Origin of the sequence: Variovorax sp. KBW07, from assembly GCF_003852515.1 — a bacterium.
In the GTDB taxonomy this organism is placed as follows: Bacteria; Pseudomonadota; Gammaproteobacteria; order Burkholderiales; family Burkholderiaceae_C; genus Variovorax.
The window spans coordinates 141-16233 of record NZ_QAJK01000097.1 but is presented as its reverse complement, the minus strand read 5'-3'; the positions used below and the strand labels follow the sequence as shown (position 1 = coordinate 16233).

Sequence of the window (16093 nt, the reverse complement as noted above, 5' to 3'; positions counted from 1 at the left end):
GATTCTCGCAGCCGGCGAAAGCCCGACGAAAGGGCTCCGTTACCATCGCGCCCATGTCACACAGCCCTTTCAGCGTACAAGTCGAACCTCGCTACCTGGCCGACCAGTCCTCCCCCAAGGACAACATCTACACCTTTTCGTACACGGTCACCGTCACGAACACGGGTTCGGTGGCCGCGCAACTGATCGCGCGCCACTGGCTCATCAGCGATGCTTCCGGCCATCCGCAGGAGGTCAAGGGCCTCGGCGTGATCGGCCAGCAGCCGCTGCTGGCACCGGGCGAATCGTTCCGCTACACCAGCGGCTGCCGCCTGCAGGCCGCCAGCGGCACCATGCACGGCAGCTTCTTCGTGGTGACGGAGGAAGGCGAGCGCTTCGACGTGCCGGTTCCGATGTTCGTGCTCGAAGCCGACATCGGCGGCGCCCCCGTGTCCCGCGTCTTGCACTGAGCACGACGCCCTTTTTTCTTTCCCCCGCTCCCCATGGCTGCTGCATCTCGCGACTTGCAGGGGCTGCTTGCCGGCCTCGACCCCACGGCCGATGTGGCGCAGCGCCACATCTGGCTCATCAATCTCTTCGACTGGCTGCGCGGTGACCGCGCCTCGCCGCAGGCGGCCATCGGCCGCGTGCAGCTGCTGCTCGACGCCATCGAGGCGCGGCCCGAGCTGCGCGAGCGCCTGCGCGCGTGGTGGCGCGCCTTCACCCAGTCCGTCGACCTGACGACGCTGCTGGCCGACTACGGCTTTGCGCCGCGCACCGCCTTCGCCAGCGAACTCGGCGAGCGCCTGCGCCGCAAGATCCTGCCGGGCACGCCCGAAACCACCGATGCGTCTGACCTGTTCCGCATGGTGCTGCCGGGCGTGTTCGATGCGGGATGGATCGCCCTGCTCGACGAAACCCAGCTCGCGCGCATCGGCGCGCTGCTGGCCGACGCGGCGCTGGACGCCGACGGCTCGCCGCGCTGGCGCCACACGGTGATGGACGCCGTCACCTACTGCGGCAGCCAGGTGGTGGCCGCGGGCTTCTCGCCCGAGCTGCGGCTGCGCATGAGCCCCGAGCTGAACGCCACGCGGCCCTTCCACGCGCTGATGGCCGACCTGGACGAGCTGCGCGAGCAGATGTTCGAGCAGCCTCCCGGCCAGTCGGACGAAGCACGCGAAGAAGCGCTGCAGGCGGCCTTCGTGGCGTTTCGCGACCGGCTCGATGCCTGCCGCGCGGGCGCCTCGTCGGTCTACACGCACCTTGAAGACAACGGCATTTCGGTCGGCCTGGTGTTCCGGCTGCGCCAGCTGCGCGAGCGCGTGCTGCGCATCCGCGAGCTGCTCGACTGCCTGATGTCGCCCAACCCGGCGCCCAGCGTGGCGCGGCTGGTGAGCCGGCTGGTGCTGGCGGGCGGCGAGCGCAACAGCATCCGCGCGCTGATCGCATCGAACTCGTCGATGCTCGCGGCCAAGGTGACCGAGCGCAGCGCCGAGACAGGCGAGCACTACATCACCCGCGACCGCGCCAGCTATGCGCAGATGGTGAAGAAGGCGGCCGGCGGCGGTGCGCTCACGGCCTTTACCGTGCTGTTGAAATTCAGCATCTATGCGCTGGGCCTGTCGGCCTTCTGGGCTGGCCTGAGCTCGGGCCTGATGTATGCGGCGAGCTTCGTCGCGATACAGCTGCTGCACCTGACGCTGGCCACCAAGCAGCCCGCCATGACGGCGCCGGCCATGGCGGCGCGGCTGCGGGACATCAAGTCGGATGCCGCGGTCGACGACTTCGTCGACGAGGTCGCGAACCTCGTGCGCTCGCAGGTGGCGGCGGTGCTGGGCAACGTGCTGGTGGTGGTGCCGGCGATGCTCGGGCTGGCGCTGCTGATACAGCTTGCGCTGGGCCGGCCGCTGCTCGACGCGGCGCATGCAGCGGCCACGCTGAATTCGCTCTCGCTGGCCGGACCGACCGCGCTTTATGCGGCATTCACCGGCATCCTGCTGTTTTCGGCCAGCATCATCGCCGGATGGACAGAAAACGCCTTTGTCCTGCATCGCATGGACTCCGCCATGCGTTACAACCCACGCATCGGCGCTTTTCTGGGCGCCGCACGGGCTCGCCGCTGGGCCACTTTCATGCGCACACACATCTCAGGCTTCGCCTCCAACATCTCGCTGGGACTCATGCTCGGACTGCTGCCCGCGTTCGCGGGTTTCTTCGGGCTCGGGCTGGATGTGCGCCACGTGACACTCTCGGCCGGGCAGATTGCCGCGGCCGCGGCGTCCACCGGCCTGGCGGTGCTGCAACAGCCCGCGCTGTGGTGGGCGGTGGCGGCCATCCCGGTCATCGGCGCGCTCAATGTGAGCGTGAGTTTCTATTTTGCTTTTCGCCTCGCGCTGCGTGCGCACAGCGTGAGCCTCGGCGACCGCGCACGCATCCGCAGCGCGATCTGGGCCCGCTGGCGCAGCCGGCCGATCAGCTTCTTCCTACCCGCATGAATTTGACGAGCTTCATCAACGATCTGCTGGGCTTCTGGTCCGAATGGGTGCGCCCCTCGGCCGGCCTGCCCACCGTGCTGTGGTCGCTGCTGCTGGCCGCGGCCGCGGCCTCGGGCCACCTGGTGCGGCGCTACCTGGGGCTGCCCAAGGTCATCGGCTACTCGCTGGTGGGCGCGGTGGTGGGCTTTGCCGGTTTCGAGGGCGCGATATGGCCGCTGCGCGGCATCAGCCTTTTCCTGCTGGAGCTGGGCGTGGCCATCGTGCTGTTCGAGGCCGGCGGCCGGTTGCCGCTGCGCTGGTTCCGCCACAACCCGATGGTGCTGGTGCAGAGCCTGCTCGAAGCCACGCTCACCTACTTCGGCGTGTTCTGGGTGCTGATGCTGCTGGGCCTGCCCGAACCGGTGGCCAACCCCATCGCGCTGATGGCCATCGTCGCTTCGCCGGCGGTGCTGAGCCGCGTGATCATCGACACCCGCGCGGCCGGCCCGGTGACCGAGCGCGCCATGACGCTGGCCACGCTGAACACCTTCTATGCGCTGGCGCTCGGCTATGCGCAGGCCGGACTGATCGAGCGCGCGCCGCAGACGCTGCTGCAAAAGCTCTACCCGGTGGCGGTGGTGCTGGGGCTGTCTTTCGTGGTCGGCGCGGTGATGGCGCTGGCCCTGCGCTCGGCGCTGCGGGTGATGAGCCCGACCAGCGAGAACACGTCGATCCTGCTGCTCGCGCTCATCGCGGCGGGCGCCGCGCTCACGGCGCACGTCGGCGGCTCGGCACCGCTGGCCGCGCTGATCGGCGGCGTGCTGCTGAAAACCCTCAACCCCAAGCCCTGGGCCTGGCAACGGCAGCTGGGCACCGCGGCGTCGCTGCTCACCATGCTGATGTTCGTGCTGGTCTCCATCGTGGCGGCGCAGGCCGACTGGACCTTGCCCGTAGCGAGCGTGGTGCTGGCCGTGATCGGCGTGCGCCTGGTCACCAAGATCGCCGGCGTGGCCATTGCCAACCCCGGCAGCGGCGCCAGCTGGAAGCAGGCCTTCTGGGTCGGCTGCGCGATGTCGCCGCTGTCGTCGATCGCGTTGCTGATCGCCTCGAACTTCGCGACCGCATCGCCCCTGCTCGGCACAATGATCACGCAGGTCGCCCTGCCTTCGATTCTCTTGATGGAGGTGGTGGGCGCGGTGCTTGCCACCGTGGCCATTCACGCGGTGGGCGAAAGCTCGGTGCCCTGGGCACCCCAGGCCTTCAGCACCACGGAGGACACGCAGCGATGAGCACCACCACGGCCACCCCCATCGACCCCGACAGCGACGACGTGCGCTCCGCCCCGCTGCCGAGCGACCCCGCGAGCCGCGCGGTCAAGCTGGAGCCGTTCAACAAGTCGGAAGCGCTGTCACTCGGCGTGGAGCTCGAGCTGCAGCTGGTGAACACGCACGACTACGACCTCGCGCCGTATGCCGAAGACATGCTGCGGCTGATGGCGCAGACGCCGCTGCCCGGCAGCGTGGTGCCCGAGATGACGTCGAGCATGATCGAGATCTCGACCGACATCTGCCACTCCGCGCAGGACGTGATCACGCAGCTGTCGCCCATTCGCGAGGCGCTGATCCGCAATGCCGACAAGCTCAACATCGCCGTGGTCGGCGGCGGCACGCATGCCTTCCAGCAGTGGCACGAACGGCGCATCTACGACAAGCCGCGCTTTCGCGAACTGTCGGAGCTGTACGGCTACCTGAGCAAGCAGTTCACCATCTTCGGCCAGCACGTGCACATCGGCTGCCCCGATGCCGACGCGGCGCTGCTGATGCTGCACCGCATGTCGCGCTACATCCCGCACTTCATCGCGCTGTCGGCGTCGTCGCCCTTCGTGCAGGGGCAGGACACGCAGTTCGATTCGGCCCGGCTCAACTCGGTGTTCGCGTTCCCGCTGTCGGGCCGCGCGCCCTTCACCTTGAGCTGGAAAGAGTTCGAGGCGTACTTCGAGCGCATGACCCGAACCGGCGTCGTGCGCAGCATGAAAGACTTCTACTGGGACATCCGGCCCAAGCCCGAGTTCGGCACCATCGAGATCCGCGTGTTCGACACGCCGCTCACCGTGGAGCGCGCCGCCGCGCTCGCGGGCTACGTGCAGTCGCTGGCCGCGTGGTTCCTGCAGGAGCAGCCCTTCGAGCCGACCGAAGACGACTACCTCGTCTACACCTACAACCGCTTCCAGGCCTGCCGCTTCGGGCTCGACGCGGTGTATGTCGACCCCGCCACCGGCCAGCACATGCCGCTGCGCGACCACATTTTGATGACGATGACGCAGCTCGAATGGCACAGCGAGGCGCTCAACGCCACGCAGGCGCTGGGCGAGCTGCGCACCAGCGTCGAAGCCAATCGCAACGACGCGCGCTGGCTGCGGGAGAAGCAGGGGAAAGAGCGGTTGCTGGCGGAGGTGGTGCGGCAGGCGGCACTGCGGTTCCGCGGCGCGGCCTGACGCGCGACAGGGCGAACGACAAGCAAGGCCATGCCCTTGCCCTTCTTCAACGCCGGTCAGGCTTCGTCGTCGAGGAACGGTACAGCCAAGGCACGGCACCGCGGCAACATTGCCGGGAGCTCGCTTCGAACGAACGCAAGTGCGGCCTCTTCGTCTTCACAGTCGAAGAGGAGGTGATCGATCTGATAGCCGAACGACACGACAGGTTCGGACAGATCCTCGCCCATGCAGGACCGCGAAGCCCAGTTCGCGAATGCCAGCGCCGAAACCGGCGAGCCGAGCTCGGCTTCGACCGCGCGGACACAGAATTGCTGGAGATAGCTCATCGGCGTCGGGCGCGGCGGAAAATCGTATTGCGCCCATTTCAGGCACCGCTCAGGCCCATAGGTCACAAGATCGAAAAGCTCCTGCCGGAACCCATCGCTTCGTGCAATGGCAACACCGGCCCACTCGACAACCGCCTCTGAAGACCGAAGACCCGAAGCCCACAGGCCGAGCATGTTTTCAATGGATCGCATCAAAGAAGTCCTGATTCCGGCATGGCACGTTTGTAGCAGCGCCCTACCCCTTATGCTCCCACCCCATGGGTGAATTCGACCTGATCACACGCTACTTCAAGCGCCCCGCCAAGCGTTCCCCGCTGGGCGTGGGCGACGACTGCGCCTTGCTCGCGCCGGCCGCGGGCATGCAGCTCGCCGTGTCCTCCGACATGCTGGTCGAGGGCCGGCACTTTCTCTCGACCGTCGATCCGGTGCGGCTCGGCCACAAGGCGCTGGCGGTGAACCTCAGCGACCTCGCGGCCTGCGGCGCCAAGCCGCTGGCCTTCACGCTCGCGCTCGCCTTGCCGGGTGTCGATGAGCGCTGGCTCGAAGGCTTCTCGCGCGGCCTGTTCGCACTGGCCGACGCGCACGGCTGCGAGCTGGTGGGCGGCGACACCACGCGCGGCCCGCTCAACATCTGCATCACAGTGTTCGGCGAAGTGCCGGCCGGCGCGGCGCTGCTGCGTTCGGGCGCGCGCGTCGGCGACGACATCTGGGTCAGCGGCACGCTGGGCGATGCGCGGTTGGCGCTGGAGGTGTTTCGCGGCACGGTGGCGCTGTCGGCCGATGCGTTCGAGTCGGCACGCATGCGCATGGAGCAACCGACGCCGCGCGTGGCACTGGGGCAGGCACTGCGCGGCACGGCCACCTCGGCGGTCGATGTGAGCGACGGGCTGATCGGCGACCTGGGCCACATCCTAGGATCGAGCAGTGTGGGCGCCACGCTCGATGCCGACGCGGCGACCGCGCTGGTTTCAATCGAAGCACCCGGCCTGAGCCAGGAGATCCTGCGCACCTGCGCGCTGTCGGGCGGCGACGACTACGAGCTGGTCTTCACCGCACCCGCATCCGCTCGCGCCGCGGTCGAGCAAGCCGGCAACGACAGCGCGACGCGCGTCACGCGCATCGGCCGCATCGATGCACAAGCCGGCCTGCGTATCGTCGATGCGAACGGCACGCCGGTGTCACAGCGCTTCGGCTCGTTCGACCACTTCGTCTGATCAGCTTCCGCGGACCATTGCCTGCATCTTGCGCTGAGCCGCATTGATCGCGGCCGACTGGCCATTGAGCTGCTGCAGCATCTTGTTCAGCTCGGCCTGCACGGCCGGGTCGGTCACGGTGACCGAGCTGCCGCTGACCTGGATCTTCGACTTGTTCTTCTCCAGGAAATCGCCGATGGCCAGCGCGCTGTCGAACACGGTGTCGAGCGCGGGGAACACTTCCTTGAACGTGGCGGCGGGCGTGGTCACGGTCTTGTCGTAGGCCTTGTCGTACACCTGCTTCAGGTCGTCGGGCTGCTTGAGCTTCGCGTGGGCGGCGTCGGCCTTGGCCACCTGCTGGTCGAGCGCCGCGCGCAGGCCGCCCAGGCCGTCTTTCGCGGCCTTGAGGTCGTCGCGGCGCGAGGCCAGGTCGGAGATGGAGCGCAGCGCGCCCTTGGCCATGACATCGCCCATCGGCTTGCTTACCGACTGGTTCATGCCTTCATTGAAATCGGTGATCACGGCGTAGTGCTGCGCGTAGTCGCCGAACGAGGTTTTTTCTTCGGCGGTGGGCGTGGGCACGCGCAGGCCGGGCTTGTCGAGCACGCGGGTCTGCAGGAAGGCAATGAAGGCGGTGCGCTGCTCGGCCTCCTTGTTGCCGCAGGCCACCAGCGCCATGCTGAAAGCAAGAAGGAGCGACAGGGCCCCGAGACGTTGAATGAAAGTTCTCATGGGGCAGTGCCCTCCCGTTGTGATTGGTCAAAAAATTATAGGGAGCGCTTCAGTGCCTCGATGAAGGCGCGCGCCGCGGCCGAGAGTGAGTGGCCGCGCTTGATGACGATCGAGATGTCGCGCGACACGCGTGGCGCGCTGAGCACCTTGACCACCAGCGACGGGTCGGCCTCGGCGCGTGCAAAGGCCGAAGGCATGATCGACGCGCCCATGCCGGCGGCCGTCATCCAGATCGCGGTGGAGAGAAAAGAAACCTCGTTCACCACGTCGAGCGCCACGCCGGCCTCGGCCGCGGTGCCGTCGATCAGCGGGCGCACGCCGTAGCCCGGCCGCACGGTAATGACGGGGTGCTTGCCCAGGTCGCTCCAGCGCACGATGCGGGCCTTGGCCAGCGGATGGTCGTGGCGGCACACCAGCGCGAGATGGTCGCGCATGAGGCGCTGCACCTCGACCTCGGTGCCGGGCCGCTCGGGCGTGCCGATACCAAAGTCCACATGCTCGCCGATGATGCGCGAGATGAACTGGTCCGGCGCGCAATCGTTCACCAGCACGCGCACTTTCGGGTGCTGCTCGTTGAAGGCGCGCATGGCCTCGGGCAGCAGGAAGCCCGCGAGCGTGGGCGTGATGGCCAGCGTGACGCGGCCGCGCTCCAGCGTGGCCAGTTCGCGGAAGTCGTTCGACAGCGAATCGACGTCGCGAAGAATGCGCTCGACCGTGACCATCATCTGTTCCGCCGCGGCGGTGGGCTTGAGCGAACGCGTGGTGCGGTCGAACAGGCGCGTCTCCAATCCGTCCTCGAGCTGGCGTATGAGCATGCTCACTGCGGACTGCGTGACGAACAGCCTTTGCGCCGCCGTGCTGAGCTTTCTCAGCTGGTACACGGCAAGGAAAGCGCGCAGCTGCCTGATCGTAGGACTGAAGTTCGCATTCATCAGCAAAGATGATATTTCATTCGAAATTTCTTGATTTACGAATGAATGCTGCCATCGTTCAATCCTGAGTCAAACGGACAAACACATTCAAGGAGTCTCGATGACAGTTCCTCTCGCGCGCGGGGCGAGCGCACGTCGTCGCCGGCTGGTGCTGGCCGCCGCGTGCTCTGTCGTCGGCGGCGCGGCCTTCGCGCAGGCGCCCTCTTCCGCGCCGGCTGCGGCCGGCAGCGAGTTTCCGAACAAACCCATCCGCATGGTCGTGACCTTTCCTCCGGGCGGCAGCGCCGACGCGGTGGTGCGCCTGCTGGTGCCGCGGCTCAACGAGAAGCTGGGCCAGCCGGTGGTGGTCGACAACCGGCCCGGTGCCGGCGGCAACGTGGGACTGACGCTGGTGGCCAAGGCACCGGCCGACGGCTACACGCTGGGCCTGGGCGCGGCCGGCGCGCTGACCGCCAACATGAACCTGTACCCGCAGATGCCCTTCGACGCGGCGAAAGACTTCAAGCCGGTGGGCATGGTCGCGGCCACGCCCTTCGTGATCGTAGGCCATCCGTCGATCGCGGCGCGCACGCTGCGCGAGCTGATCGTGCTGGCAAAGTCGCAACCGGCCGGGCTGTCGATCGGGCATGGCGGCAACGGCACGGCGATGCACCTGTCGGCCGCGCTGTTCGCGCAGATGGCCGACCTGCGGCTGGTCGAGGTGCCGTACCGCGGCTCGGGCCCGGCGGCGCTCGACACCATTGCCGGGCAGATTCCGCTGTCGCTGGTCGACCTGCAGGCCTCGCTGCAGCAGATACGCGCCGGCAAGCTGGTTGCCTTTGCCGTGACCAGCGCGCAGCGGGTGCCGATGCTGCCCGACGTGCCCACGGTGTCGGAGGCCGGGCTGCCTGGCTACGACTCGACCGGCTGGTTCGGCGTGGTGGCACCGGCCGGCACGCCGGCGCCCATCGTGGCCCGGCTGAATGCCGAGATCAACGCGGCGCTGGGCGACGAGCAGATCAAGGCCGCGATGCGCAACCTCGGCGCGGAGCCGGCACCGGGTTCGACCGAAGCCTTCGAGGCCTACATCCGTTCCGAAACGAAGAAGTGGGCGAAGGTGATCCAGACCGCCAACATCCGGCTCGACTGACGCGCCACCGAAAGCCATGACAGACAACACCGCACTGACCGCCGACGTGATGATCGTCGGCGCGGGCCCCGTGGGACTCACGCTGGCGATGGACCTCGCCTCGCGCGGCGTCTCGGTGGTCATTTGCGAGACCCGCCGTTTCGCCGAACCGCCGAACGTGAAGTGCAACCACGTGGCCTCGCGCACCATGGAGCAGTTCCGCCGCCTCGGCGTGGCGCAGAAGCTGCGCGATGCGGGGCTGCCCGCGGACTACCCGAACGACGTGGTGTTTCGCACCAGCGTCACCGGCACCGAGCTCACGCGCATTCCCATTCCGTGCCGGCGCGACCGCTACACCGAGACCGCAGGCCCCGACGCCTGGTGGCCCACGCCGGAGCCGCCGCACCGCATCAACCAGATCTACCTGGAGCCCATCTTGCTGCGGCACACGGCCGCGCTGCCGGGCGTGACGCTGCTGAACCGCACGCAGTTCGCGGGCTTCACGCAGGACGACGAGGGCGTGACCGCCATTGCCACCGACATGGACAGCGGCGTGACGCGCAGCATCCGTTGCCGCTACATGGTGGGCTGCGACGGGGGCAGCTCCGCCGTGCGCAAGCAGATCGGCGCGAAGCTCGAAGGCACGGCCGTCATACAGCGCGTGCAGTCGACCTTCATTCGCGCGCCGCAGCTGCGCGCGCTGATTCCTGGCAAGCCCGCGTGGTCGTACTACTCCATGAACCCGCGCCGCTGCGGCACGATGTTCGCCATCGACGGCCACGAGACCTGGCTGGTGCACAACCACCTGAACGCCGAAGAGCCCGAGTTCGATTCGGTCGACCGCGACCGCTCGCTGCGCGAGATCCTGGGCGTGGGGCCCGATTTTCAATACGAGATCATCAGCAAGGAAGACTGGATCGGCCGCCGGCTGGTGGCCAACCGCTTCCGCGAGGGCCGCGTGTTCCTGGCGGGCGATGCGGCGCACCTGTGGGTGCCCTACGCGGGCTACGGCATGAACGCCGGCATTGCCGATGCGCTCAATCTTTCGTGGCTGCTGGGCGCCTGCGTGCAGGGCTGGGGCGACGAGGCCATGCTCGATGCGTACGAGGCCGAGCGCCAGCCGATCACCGAGCAGGTGTCGATGTTCGCGATGGACCACGCGCAGAAGATGATCCGCGCGCGCCGCGCCGTGCCGCCGAACATCGAGGAGCCCGGCCCCGCGGGCGATGCGCTGCGCGCCGACATCGGCCGCGAGACCTACGAGCTCAACGTGCAGCAGTTCTGTTGCGGCGGGCTGAACTTCGGCTACTTCTACAGCGGCTCGCCGATCATCATCGCGGACGGCGAGCACATGGCGCCGCCCTATTCGATGGGCGACTTCACGCCATCGACGGTGCCCGGTTGCCGCGCGCCGCATTTCTGGCTGTCGGATGGCCGCTCGCTCTACGACGCCTTCGGGCCCGGCTACACGCTGCTGCGCTTCGACCGCAGCGTGGACGTGAAGCCGATCGAGCACGCGGCACGTGCCTACAAGATGCCGCTCACGGTGCTGGACATCGAAACCGAAGACGTGCCCAAGGCCTACACGCACCGCCTGGTGCTGTGCCGCGCCGACCAGCACGTGGCCTGGCGCGGCGCCCACCTGCCGGCCGAGGTCTATGACCTGGTGGCCACGCTGCGCGGCGAAGGCAAGCGCGTGCGGGCGCGCAGGCGGGCACTGGCCTGGGAAGGCGTGGTGGTCTGAGCCCGGAGCCCGGGACCTCGCTCCCGCCGCGGGAACCGTTCAATGGCCCCGGCGGGCCACCGTGCGGTAGGTGAGCCACACCACCAGCGCGGGGGCCAGCGAGAAGCTCGCGAACAGCCAGATGGCGGCCGAGCGCGCGCCCTCGACGCCGCCCGGCACGGTCAGGCCCGCCGCATTGGCCACCAGCCCCGCCACCGCCGCGCCCACGGCCATGCCGTAGAGCTGGATCGTGGTGATCGAGGCCGAGGCCAGGCCTTCCTCGCCCTTGGGCGCGAGCGACAGCACCCGCGTGACCAGGTGCGGCCAGCCGATGCCCACGCCCAGGCCGACGGCCGCCAGCGCAATGGCCACCAGCACGGTCTCGAAGCCCGCGCCCAGCAGGGCCGGGGCCGGTGCCGGCAGCAGCACCACCAGCGCGAGCAGGCCCAACGTGCAGGTCAGCGGCCCGGCGCGCAGCATGCGGTCGGCGCCCGCGCCGCCGCGGCCCGACGACAGCAGCGAGCCCGCGCTCCAGCCGCCCGCCATCGCCGCCGTGAGATAGCCCGCCGCCAGCGGCGAATGGCCGTGCAGCAGCTGCAGGAAGTACGGCACGAAGATCTCGGTGGTGGTGCCGATCAGCAGCAGCGCCACGCTGGCGTAGATGGCGCCGAGCGGCGTGCGCATCGAATAGGCGCCAGTGGGCAGCACGCGCACCGTGGCGGCGCGGTCGATGCGCGTGGCGGCAAAGCCGATGGCCAGCCCCAGCGCGACGCCGGCGGCCTGCCAGGCCAGGTCCGACAGGAAACCGCTGGCCGCGATCCCCAGCACCGAGAGCGTGAGCAGGCCGATCTGCGCGGCCGGCACGCGCGGCATGCGCGCGGGCCGTTCGTGCGTCACGCCGGCCGAAGGCCGCAACTGCACCAGCACCAGCAGCGCCTGGGCCGCCGCCACCGGCAGCAGGAACCAGAAGGCCCAGCGCCAGTGCCCGGCCTGCGCGAACAGGCCGCCCACGGCCGGCCCGCACAGCGTGGCAACGCCCCACATGCCCGACACCAGCGCCACCGCGCGCGGCCACAGCCGGGGCGCGAACACCAGCTGTATCAGCGCGTAGCTCAGCGCCGCGAGCATCCCGCCGCCCAGCCCCTGCACCGTGCGGCCCGCGAGCATCCAATGCATGGCCGGCGCCACCGCGCAACCCACCGAGCCGGCGGTGAACACCGCCAGCGCCGCCAGGAAGGCGCCACGCGGCCCGAGCACGGCAAGCAGCCGCACCGACAGCGTGGCGCCCAAAATCGAGCCGACCACGAACAGCGTGGTGCTCCAGGCGTACCAGTCGAGCCCACCGATCTCGCGCACCACCGACGGCAGCACCGTGGTCACGATGTGGACGTTGACGGCGTGCAGCGCGACCCCGCCAGTCAGCGCGAGCGCACGCCAGCCGTTGCGGCCGGTGAACAGCTCGCTCCATGCGGCAGTGGGAGGCGGGGCTTGCAAGGCGGCGGAATCGGCGGTGGAGGAAGACGACATGGCGGGCACAAGGGACAGGAGAAACAGGAAGAAGCCCGGATACTAGGCGGCGCCCCACAATTAAACAAGCTATTGCTTTGATAAATAAAAACGTCGGCGCTCAGCCCAGGCCACAGATGCGCGACACTTCTGCCCCTGATGCAAGCCGTTTCTTCTTCCGATACCTCCGGCCCCATGCCGCAAGCCCCGCTGCCCCGCCCCACCGTCCGCTTCCTGCTGTCGCACCCCGCGCACTTCATCGCACTGGGTTTCGGCTCGGGGCTGCCGCGCATCGCACCCGGCACGGTGGGCACGCTCTGGGCCTGGGTGGCCTTCGCGGTGATGCAGTTGTGGTTCACGCCCGCCACCATCGGCTGGATCATCCTGGCGTCGCTGCCCATCGGCTGGTGGGCCTGCACCGTGACGGCGCGCGACATGGGCATCGCCGACCCCGGCGCCGTGGTGTGGGACGAGGTGGTCGCGTTCTGGATCGTGCTCTGGCTGGTCACGCCGGCCGGGCTGCTCGCGCAGGCCATCGCGTTTGCGCTGTTCCGTTACTTCGATGCCGCCAAGCCCGGACCGGTGGCCTGGGCCGACGCGCTGTTCAAGCAGCGCGATACGGCGCAGGTGCGCTGGTGGCACGCGGGCTTCGGCATCATCCTCGACGACCTGGTGGCGGCCTTCTGCACGCTGCTGGTCATTGCGCTCTGGCGCGCCTGGTGAGACGACCCGACAAATGATGGATTCTTCTTCGACCCTGCCAACGCGATCTGCGCAAGCCACGCTCGCCGACCAGGACACGCCCGCGCTGGTGGTGGCCGTGGCCGGGCTGCTGCAGCAAAAGGGCTGGATGCTGGCCACCGCCGAAAGCTGCACGGGCGGCCTGATTGCCGCCGCCTGCACCGAGCTCGCGGGCTCCAGCGCATGGTTCGAGCGCGGCTTCATCACCTATTCGAACGGCGCCAAGACCGAGCTGCTGGGCGTGGACGCCGCCGTCATCGAAGCGAACGGTGCCGTCAGCGAGCCGGTGGCGCGCGCCATGGCCACGGGCGCCATCGCGCACTCGCCGCCGTCGCGCGTGGCACTGGCCGTGACCGGCGTGGCCGGCCCGACCGGCGGCACGCCCGACAAGCCGGTGGGCACCGTGTGGTTCGGCTGGTCGGTCGATGGCGAAGTGCGAACCGAACGCCGCCGCTTCGACGGCGACCGCGCCACCGTGCGCGCGGCCACGGTGCACTACGCACTGCAGACGCTGGTGGAACTGCTGGCGCGCTGACGCTGAAGCGGCAACGCCGGAGTCGCGCTTCGAGGTGCTGCCGACGCTCAAGCTGCCCGTGATGCCGGTCTGGCTCGCGGTGCACCGCGAGGTGCGCACCGACCGGCGCATCCGCGCGGTCTATGATTTCCTTGCGCGCACCATTCCCCAGGTGATGTGACCCCCGCCCCCAACCCAAGAGGCCTCATGACCGCAGCAGCAGCAACCACCAACGCCCAGACCATCGAACGCTTCTACAGCGCGTTCTCCAAGCTCGATGCCGCCACCATGGAGGCCTGCTACGCCCCCGACGCGGTGTTCGACGACGAGGCTTTCTCGCTGCGCGGCCGGCGCGAGGTCGGCGGCATGTGGCGCATGCTGGCCGCGGCCACGCAAGCCAAGGGCGCCGACGTGTGGCGCCTGACATGGCGCGACGTGAAGGCCGACGACACCACGGGCAGCGCCCACTGGGACGCGCACTACCGCTTCAGCGCCACCGGCCGGCTGGTCGACAACAGCATCGATGCGCGCTTCACCTTCACGCCCGAGGGGCTGATCGCCACGCACCGCGACAGCTTTCCGTTCTGGACCTGGTCGCGCCAGGCCCTGGGCACGCCGGGCCTGCTGCTCGGCTGGACACCGGTGCTGCGCAAGAAAGTGCGCGCCACCGCCGCCACCAACCTCGCCGCCTTTCTGGCACGCCAACCGTCATGAGCAACATCGAACTGACCTTCACCAACAACGAATCGCTGCACCGCTACGAAGCGGCGCTCGACGGCAAGCTCGCGGCCTATGCCGAGTACAACCTGCTGACCGACGCGATCATGTTCACGCACACCGAGGTGTTGCCCGAACACGAAGGCAAGGGCGTGGGCTCGGGCATTGCAAGGCACGTGCTCGACGAGGCCCGCGCGAAGGGGCTGCACGTGATTCCGGTGTGCCAGTTCATTGCGGGCTACATCCGCAAGCACCGCGAGTACGCCGACCTGGTGCGGCCGGACATCCAGCGCGCCTTCAAGATCTGACGGCAGCGCCAGCACTGGCGCCAGCGGTGTCGGCCGCTTTCGGCGCAGGCAGCCACGCGAAGGCCACGATGCCCAGCACCAGCAACACCGCGATGGTCGCCAGCACGGCCGTGAGCGGGTCGGCGCCATGCGCCGCGGCCACCGAGGCCGCAACGCCGGTTCCCCACTGCATGAGCGCCACGCCAAGGAACATCGCCATCGTGAAGACGGCCATCGCGCGCCCGGTGAGCGCAGCCGGATAGGCGCCGCGCACGTCGGCGTACTGCCAGACGATGAAGCCCGAGAGCACACCGATGAGCACCATGCCGCCGATGTCGAGCCAGGCCGAATGCAGGAAGGCGATGAGCGCGAACAGCCCCGCATAAAGCAACGCGCAGGCCACGATCCAGCGGCGGCGTGCGGCGGCACCGTCGCGGTCGAGCCTGCCGAACAGGGGCGCACCGAACAGCGAGATGACCGACACCGCGAGCGCGACGTTGCCGCTCTGCACCAGCGAGTAGCCGTGCCGCTCCATCATGAGCGGCCCGAGCCAGAGCCCGCGCAGCGAGATGAAGGCCGCATAGGTCACGGCCCCGAGCACGATGATGCCGAGCGTGTGCGGCATCGCGAACAGCGCGCCGAACTGGCGGATGGCCTCGGGAATCGATTCTTTCACCTGCGGCACGGCCGACGCGGGCTCATGCACCCAGTACCAGATGGCGAGCCACGCCAGCGCGGCGGCCACCGCCAGCACGAAGAACCCGGCGCGCCACGAGTACGCCTCGACCAGCCAGGCGAGCGGCGTGCCCGTGGCCAGCATGCCGAGGCCGCCGATGGCGAGCACCATGCCGGAGACGGTGGCGAAGCGGGCCGCGGGAAAGTGCCGCGCGATGAACACCGTGCACACAAGAAAGGCCGGCGCGCAGCCAACGCCGATGAGGGCCTGACCGGCGACGAGCACGAGGTAGCTGGACGACACGGCGGACAGCAGCGCGCCCGCGATGGCAATGGGAAAGGCGACGAGCACGGTGCGCCGCACGCCATGCAGGTCGATGCCGATGCCCATGAAGAGCTGCATGGCGCCGAAGGCAAAGTGAAAAGCGCCGGAGAAAATGCCGAGGGCCTGGGCGGACAGCTTGAAGTCGGTCTGCAGCGGGCTGGCCATGATGGCGCCGACGGTACGGAAGGCCTGGCTGAGCGCGACGCCGGCACAGAGCGCGAGGACCATGACCCAGGCTGCGCGGAGCGTCAGGGGTTCGGTGGTGGAGCGCTGTGCCGGAGTGTTCATGTCAGTGTGTTCACCGTGCTGTGTGCTCGTTGCGTTCGGAGCGGGGGCGGGTTCGGGTTCGGGGTCATTCGGGGCGCGT

Annotated in this window: 17 protein-coding genes; 12 read left to right on the top strand and 5 right to left on the bottom strand. The window is 68.8% G+C overall.

Annotation, left to right across the window (positions count from 1 at the left end; all coding sequences use genetic code 11):
• Positions 1 to 53 precede the first annotated feature (53 nt).
• The 4 genes from apaG to DBV14_RS19835 are packed head-to-tail and all read left to right on the top strand — an operon-like array spanning position 54 to position 4947.
• Positions 54 to 449: a Co2+/Mg2+ efflux protein ApaG gene (gene apaG / locus DBV14_RS19850; protein ID WP_124461261.1), complete on the top strand. Its 396-nt coding sequence runs from the start codon at positions 54 to 56 to the stop codon at positions 447 to 449.
• A gap of 33 nt (positions 450 to 482) precedes the next feature.
• Positions 483 to 2474, top strand: coding sequence for a site-specific recombinase (locus DBV14_RS19845; protein ID WP_124461260.1), 1992 nt, complete (start codon positions 483 to 485; stop codon positions 2472 to 2474).
• Positions 2471 to 3742 carry a cation:proton antiporter gene (locus tag DBV14_RS19840; protein ID WP_124461258.1) on the top strand — a complete coding sequence of 424 codons (1272 nt, stop codon included), beginning with the start codon at positions 2471 to 2473 and terminating at the stop codon, positions 3740 to 3742. The genes DBV14_RS19845 and DBV14_RS19840 overlap by 4 nt, the downstream gene beginning before the upstream one ends.
• Complete coding sequence (locus tag DBV14_RS19835) at positions 3739 to 4947, top strand: YbdK family carboxylate-amine ligase (RefSeq protein WP_124461256.1); 1209 nt, start codon at positions 3739 to 3741, stop codon at positions 4945 to 4947. The genes DBV14_RS19840 and DBV14_RS19835 overlap by 4 nt, the downstream gene beginning before the upstream one ends.
• Positions 4948 to 5003: 56 nt before the next feature.
• Here the strand turns inward: DBV14_RS19835 and DBV14_RS19830 are convergent, their stop codons facing one another.
• Positions 5004 to 5465: a hypothetical protein gene (locus DBV14_RS19830; RefSeq protein ID WP_124461254.1), complete on the bottom strand. Its 462-nt coding sequence runs from the start codon at positions 5463 to 5465 to the stop codon at positions 5004 to 5006.
• Between the two features lie 65 nt (positions 5466 to 5530).
• Here DBV14_RS19830 and thiL point away from each other — a divergent pair, with 65 nt between their 5' ends.
• Positions 5531 to 6487 carry a thiamine-phosphate kinase gene (thiL, locus tag DBV14_RS19825; RefSeq protein WP_124461252.1) on the top strand — a complete coding sequence of 319 codons (957 nt, stop codon included), beginning with the start codon at positions 5531 to 5533 and terminating at the stop codon, positions 6485 to 6487.
• Here the strand turns inward: thiL and DBV14_RS19820 are convergent, their stop codons facing one another.
• Both DBV14_RS19820 and DBV14_RS19815 read right to left on the bottom strand, forming a co-directional pair.
• Positions 6488 to 7198: a DUF3053 domain-containing protein gene (locus DBV14_RS19820; RefSeq protein ID WP_124461250.1), complete on the bottom strand. Its 711-nt coding sequence runs from the start codon at positions 7196 to 7198 to the stop codon at positions 6488 to 6490.
• 35 nt (positions 7199 to 7233) lie between these two features.
• Positions 7234 to 8130 (bottom strand): LysR family transcriptional regulator, encoded by an 897-nt coding sequence (locus DBV14_RS19815; protein WP_124461248.1) that lies wholly within the window; start codon positions 8128 to 8130, stop codon positions 7234 to 7236.
• 100 nt (positions 8131 to 8230) lie between these two features.
• Here DBV14_RS19815 and DBV14_RS19810 point away from each other — a divergent pair, with 100 nt between their 5' ends.
• Positions 8231 to 9259 (top strand): tripartite tricarboxylate transporter substrate binding protein, encoded by a 1029-nt coding sequence (locus DBV14_RS19810; RefSeq protein WP_124461246.1) that lies wholly within the window; start codon positions 8231 to 8233, stop codon positions 9257 to 9259.
• A 16-nt stretch (positions 9260 to 9275) separates the two neighbouring features.
• Positions 9276 to 10982 (top strand): FAD-dependent oxidoreductase, encoded by a 1707-nt coding sequence (locus DBV14_RS19805; RefSeq protein WP_124461244.1) that lies wholly within the window; start codon positions 9276 to 9278, stop codon positions 10980 to 10982.
• 39 nt (positions 10983 to 11021) lie between these two features.
• Here DBV14_RS19805 and DBV14_RS19800 read toward each other — a convergent pair whose 3' ends face one another.
• On the bottom strand, positions 11022 to 12488 hold the full coding sequence (locus DBV14_RS19800) for an MFS transporter (RefSeq protein ID WP_260397138.1): 1467 nt from the start codon (positions 12486 to 12488) through the stop codon (positions 11022 to 11024).
• A gap of 138 nt (positions 12489 to 12626) precedes the next feature.
• On the opposite strand from DBV14_RS19800, the gene DBV14_RS19795 reads away from it, so the two are divergent.
• From DBV14_RS19795 to DBV14_RS19775, 5 genes are read left to right on the top strand one after another with little or no spacing between them, the layout of a single operon-like run.
• On the top strand, positions 12627 to 13190 hold the full coding sequence (locus tag DBV14_RS19795) for a phosphatidylglycerophosphatase A (RefSeq protein WP_260397137.1): 564 nt from the start codon (positions 12627 to 12629) through the stop codon (positions 13188 to 13190).
• A gap of 16 nt (positions 13191 to 13206) precedes the next feature.
• Positions 13207 to 13743: a CinA family protein gene (locus DBV14_RS19790; protein ID WP_124461281.1), complete on the top strand. Its 537-nt coding sequence runs from the start codon at positions 13207 to 13209 to the stop codon at positions 13741 to 13743.
• 34 nt (positions 13744 to 13777) lie between these two features.
• On the top strand, positions 13778 to 13903 hold the full coding sequence (locus DBV14_RS33980; RefSeq protein ID WP_260397136.1) for a hypothetical protein: 126 nt from the start codon (positions 13778 to 13780) through the stop codon (positions 13901 to 13903).
• 26 nt (positions 13904 to 13929) lie between these two features.
• Positions 13930 to 14436, top strand: a complete 507-nt coding sequence (locus tag DBV14_RS19780; protein ID WP_124461239.1) for a nuclear transport factor 2 family protein — start codon at positions 13930 to 13932, stop codon at positions 14434 to 14436.
• Positions 14433 to 14747: a GNAT family N-acetyltransferase gene (locus DBV14_RS19775; protein WP_124461237.1), complete on the top strand. Its 315-nt coding sequence runs from the start codon at positions 14433 to 14435 to the stop codon at positions 14745 to 14747. The genes DBV14_RS19780 and DBV14_RS19775 overlap by 4 nt, the downstream gene beginning before the upstream one ends.
• Here DBV14_RS19775 and DBV14_RS19770 read toward each other — a convergent pair.
• The gene (locus tag DBV14_RS19770; RefSeq protein ID WP_124461279.1) at positions 14737 to 15954 is read right to left on the bottom strand and encodes a nitrate/nitrite transporter; all 1218 of its coding nucleotides are present in this window, start codon (positions 15952 to 15954) and stop codon (positions 14737 to 14739) included. The two genes, DBV14_RS19775 and DBV14_RS19770, sit on opposite strands and share 11 nt — an antisense overlap.
• Positions 15955 to 16093 lie beyond the last annotated feature (139 nt).

Bases quoted from the DNA above. Each gene is read 5' to 3' on its own strand.
- DBV14_RS19780 (WP_124461239.1), top strand. From the start codon at position 13,930: ATGACCGCAGCAGCAGCAACCACCAACGCCCAGACCATCGAACGCTTC.
- DBV14_RS19810 (WP_124461246.1), top strand. From the start codon at position 8,231: ATGACAGTTCCTCTCGCGCGCGGGGCGAGCGCACGTCGTCGCCGGCTG.
- DBV14_RS19815 (WP_124461248.1), bottom strand. From the start codon at position 8,130: ATGAATGCGAACTTCAGTCCTACGATCAGGCAGCTGCGCGCTTTCCTT.
- thiL (WP_124461252.1), top strand. From the start codon at position 5,531: ATGGGTGAATTCGACCTGATCACACGCTACTTCAAGCGCCCCGCCAAG.
- DBV14_RS19805 (WP_124461244.1), top strand. From the start codon at position 9,276: ATGACAGACAACACCGCACTGACCGCCGACGTGATGATCGTCGGCGCG.
- DBV14_RS19790 (WP_124461281.1), top strand. From the start codon at position 13,207: ATGGATTCTTCTTCGACCCTGCCAACGCGATCTGCGCAAGCCACGCTC.
- DBV14_RS19845 (WP_124461260.1), top strand. From the start codon at position 483: ATGGCTGCTGCATCTCGCGACTTGCAGGGGCTGCTTGCCGGCCTCGAC.
- DBV14_RS19795 (WP_260397137.1), top strand. From the start codon at position 12,627: ATGCAAGCCGTTTCTTCTTCCGATACCTCCGGCCCCATGCCGCAAGCC.
- DBV14_RS19830 (WP_124461254.1), bottom strand. From the start codon at position 5,465: ATGCGATCCATTGAAAACATGCTCGGCCTGTGGGCTTCGGGTCTTCGG.
- DBV14_RS19835 (WP_124461256.1), top strand. From the start codon at position 3,739: ATGAGCACCACCACGGCCACCCCCATCGACCCCGACAGCGACGACGTG.
- apaG (WP_124461261.1), top strand. From the start codon at position 54: ATGTCACACAGCCCTTTCAGCGTACAAGTCGAACCTCGCTACCTGGCC.
- DBV14_RS19840 (WP_124461258.1), top strand. From the start codon at position 2,471: ATGAATTTGACGAGCTTCATCAACGATCTGCTGGGCTTCTGGTCCGAA.
- DBV14_RS19800 (WP_260397138.1), bottom strand. From the start codon at position 12,488: ATGTCGTCTTCCTCCACCGCCGATTCCGCCGCCTTGCAAGCCCCGCCT.
- DBV14_RS19775 (WP_124461237.1), top strand. From the start codon at position 14,433: ATGAGCAACATCGAACTGACCTTCACCAACAACGAATCGCTGCACCGC.
- DBV14_RS19770 (WP_124461279.1), bottom strand. From the start codon at position 15,954: ATGGTCCTCGCGCTCTGTGCCGGCGTCGCGCTCAGCCAGGCCTTCCGT.
- DBV14_RS19820 (WP_124461250.1), bottom strand. From the start codon at position 7,198: ATGAGAACTTTCATTCAACGTCTCGGGGCCCTGTCGCTCCTTCTTGCT.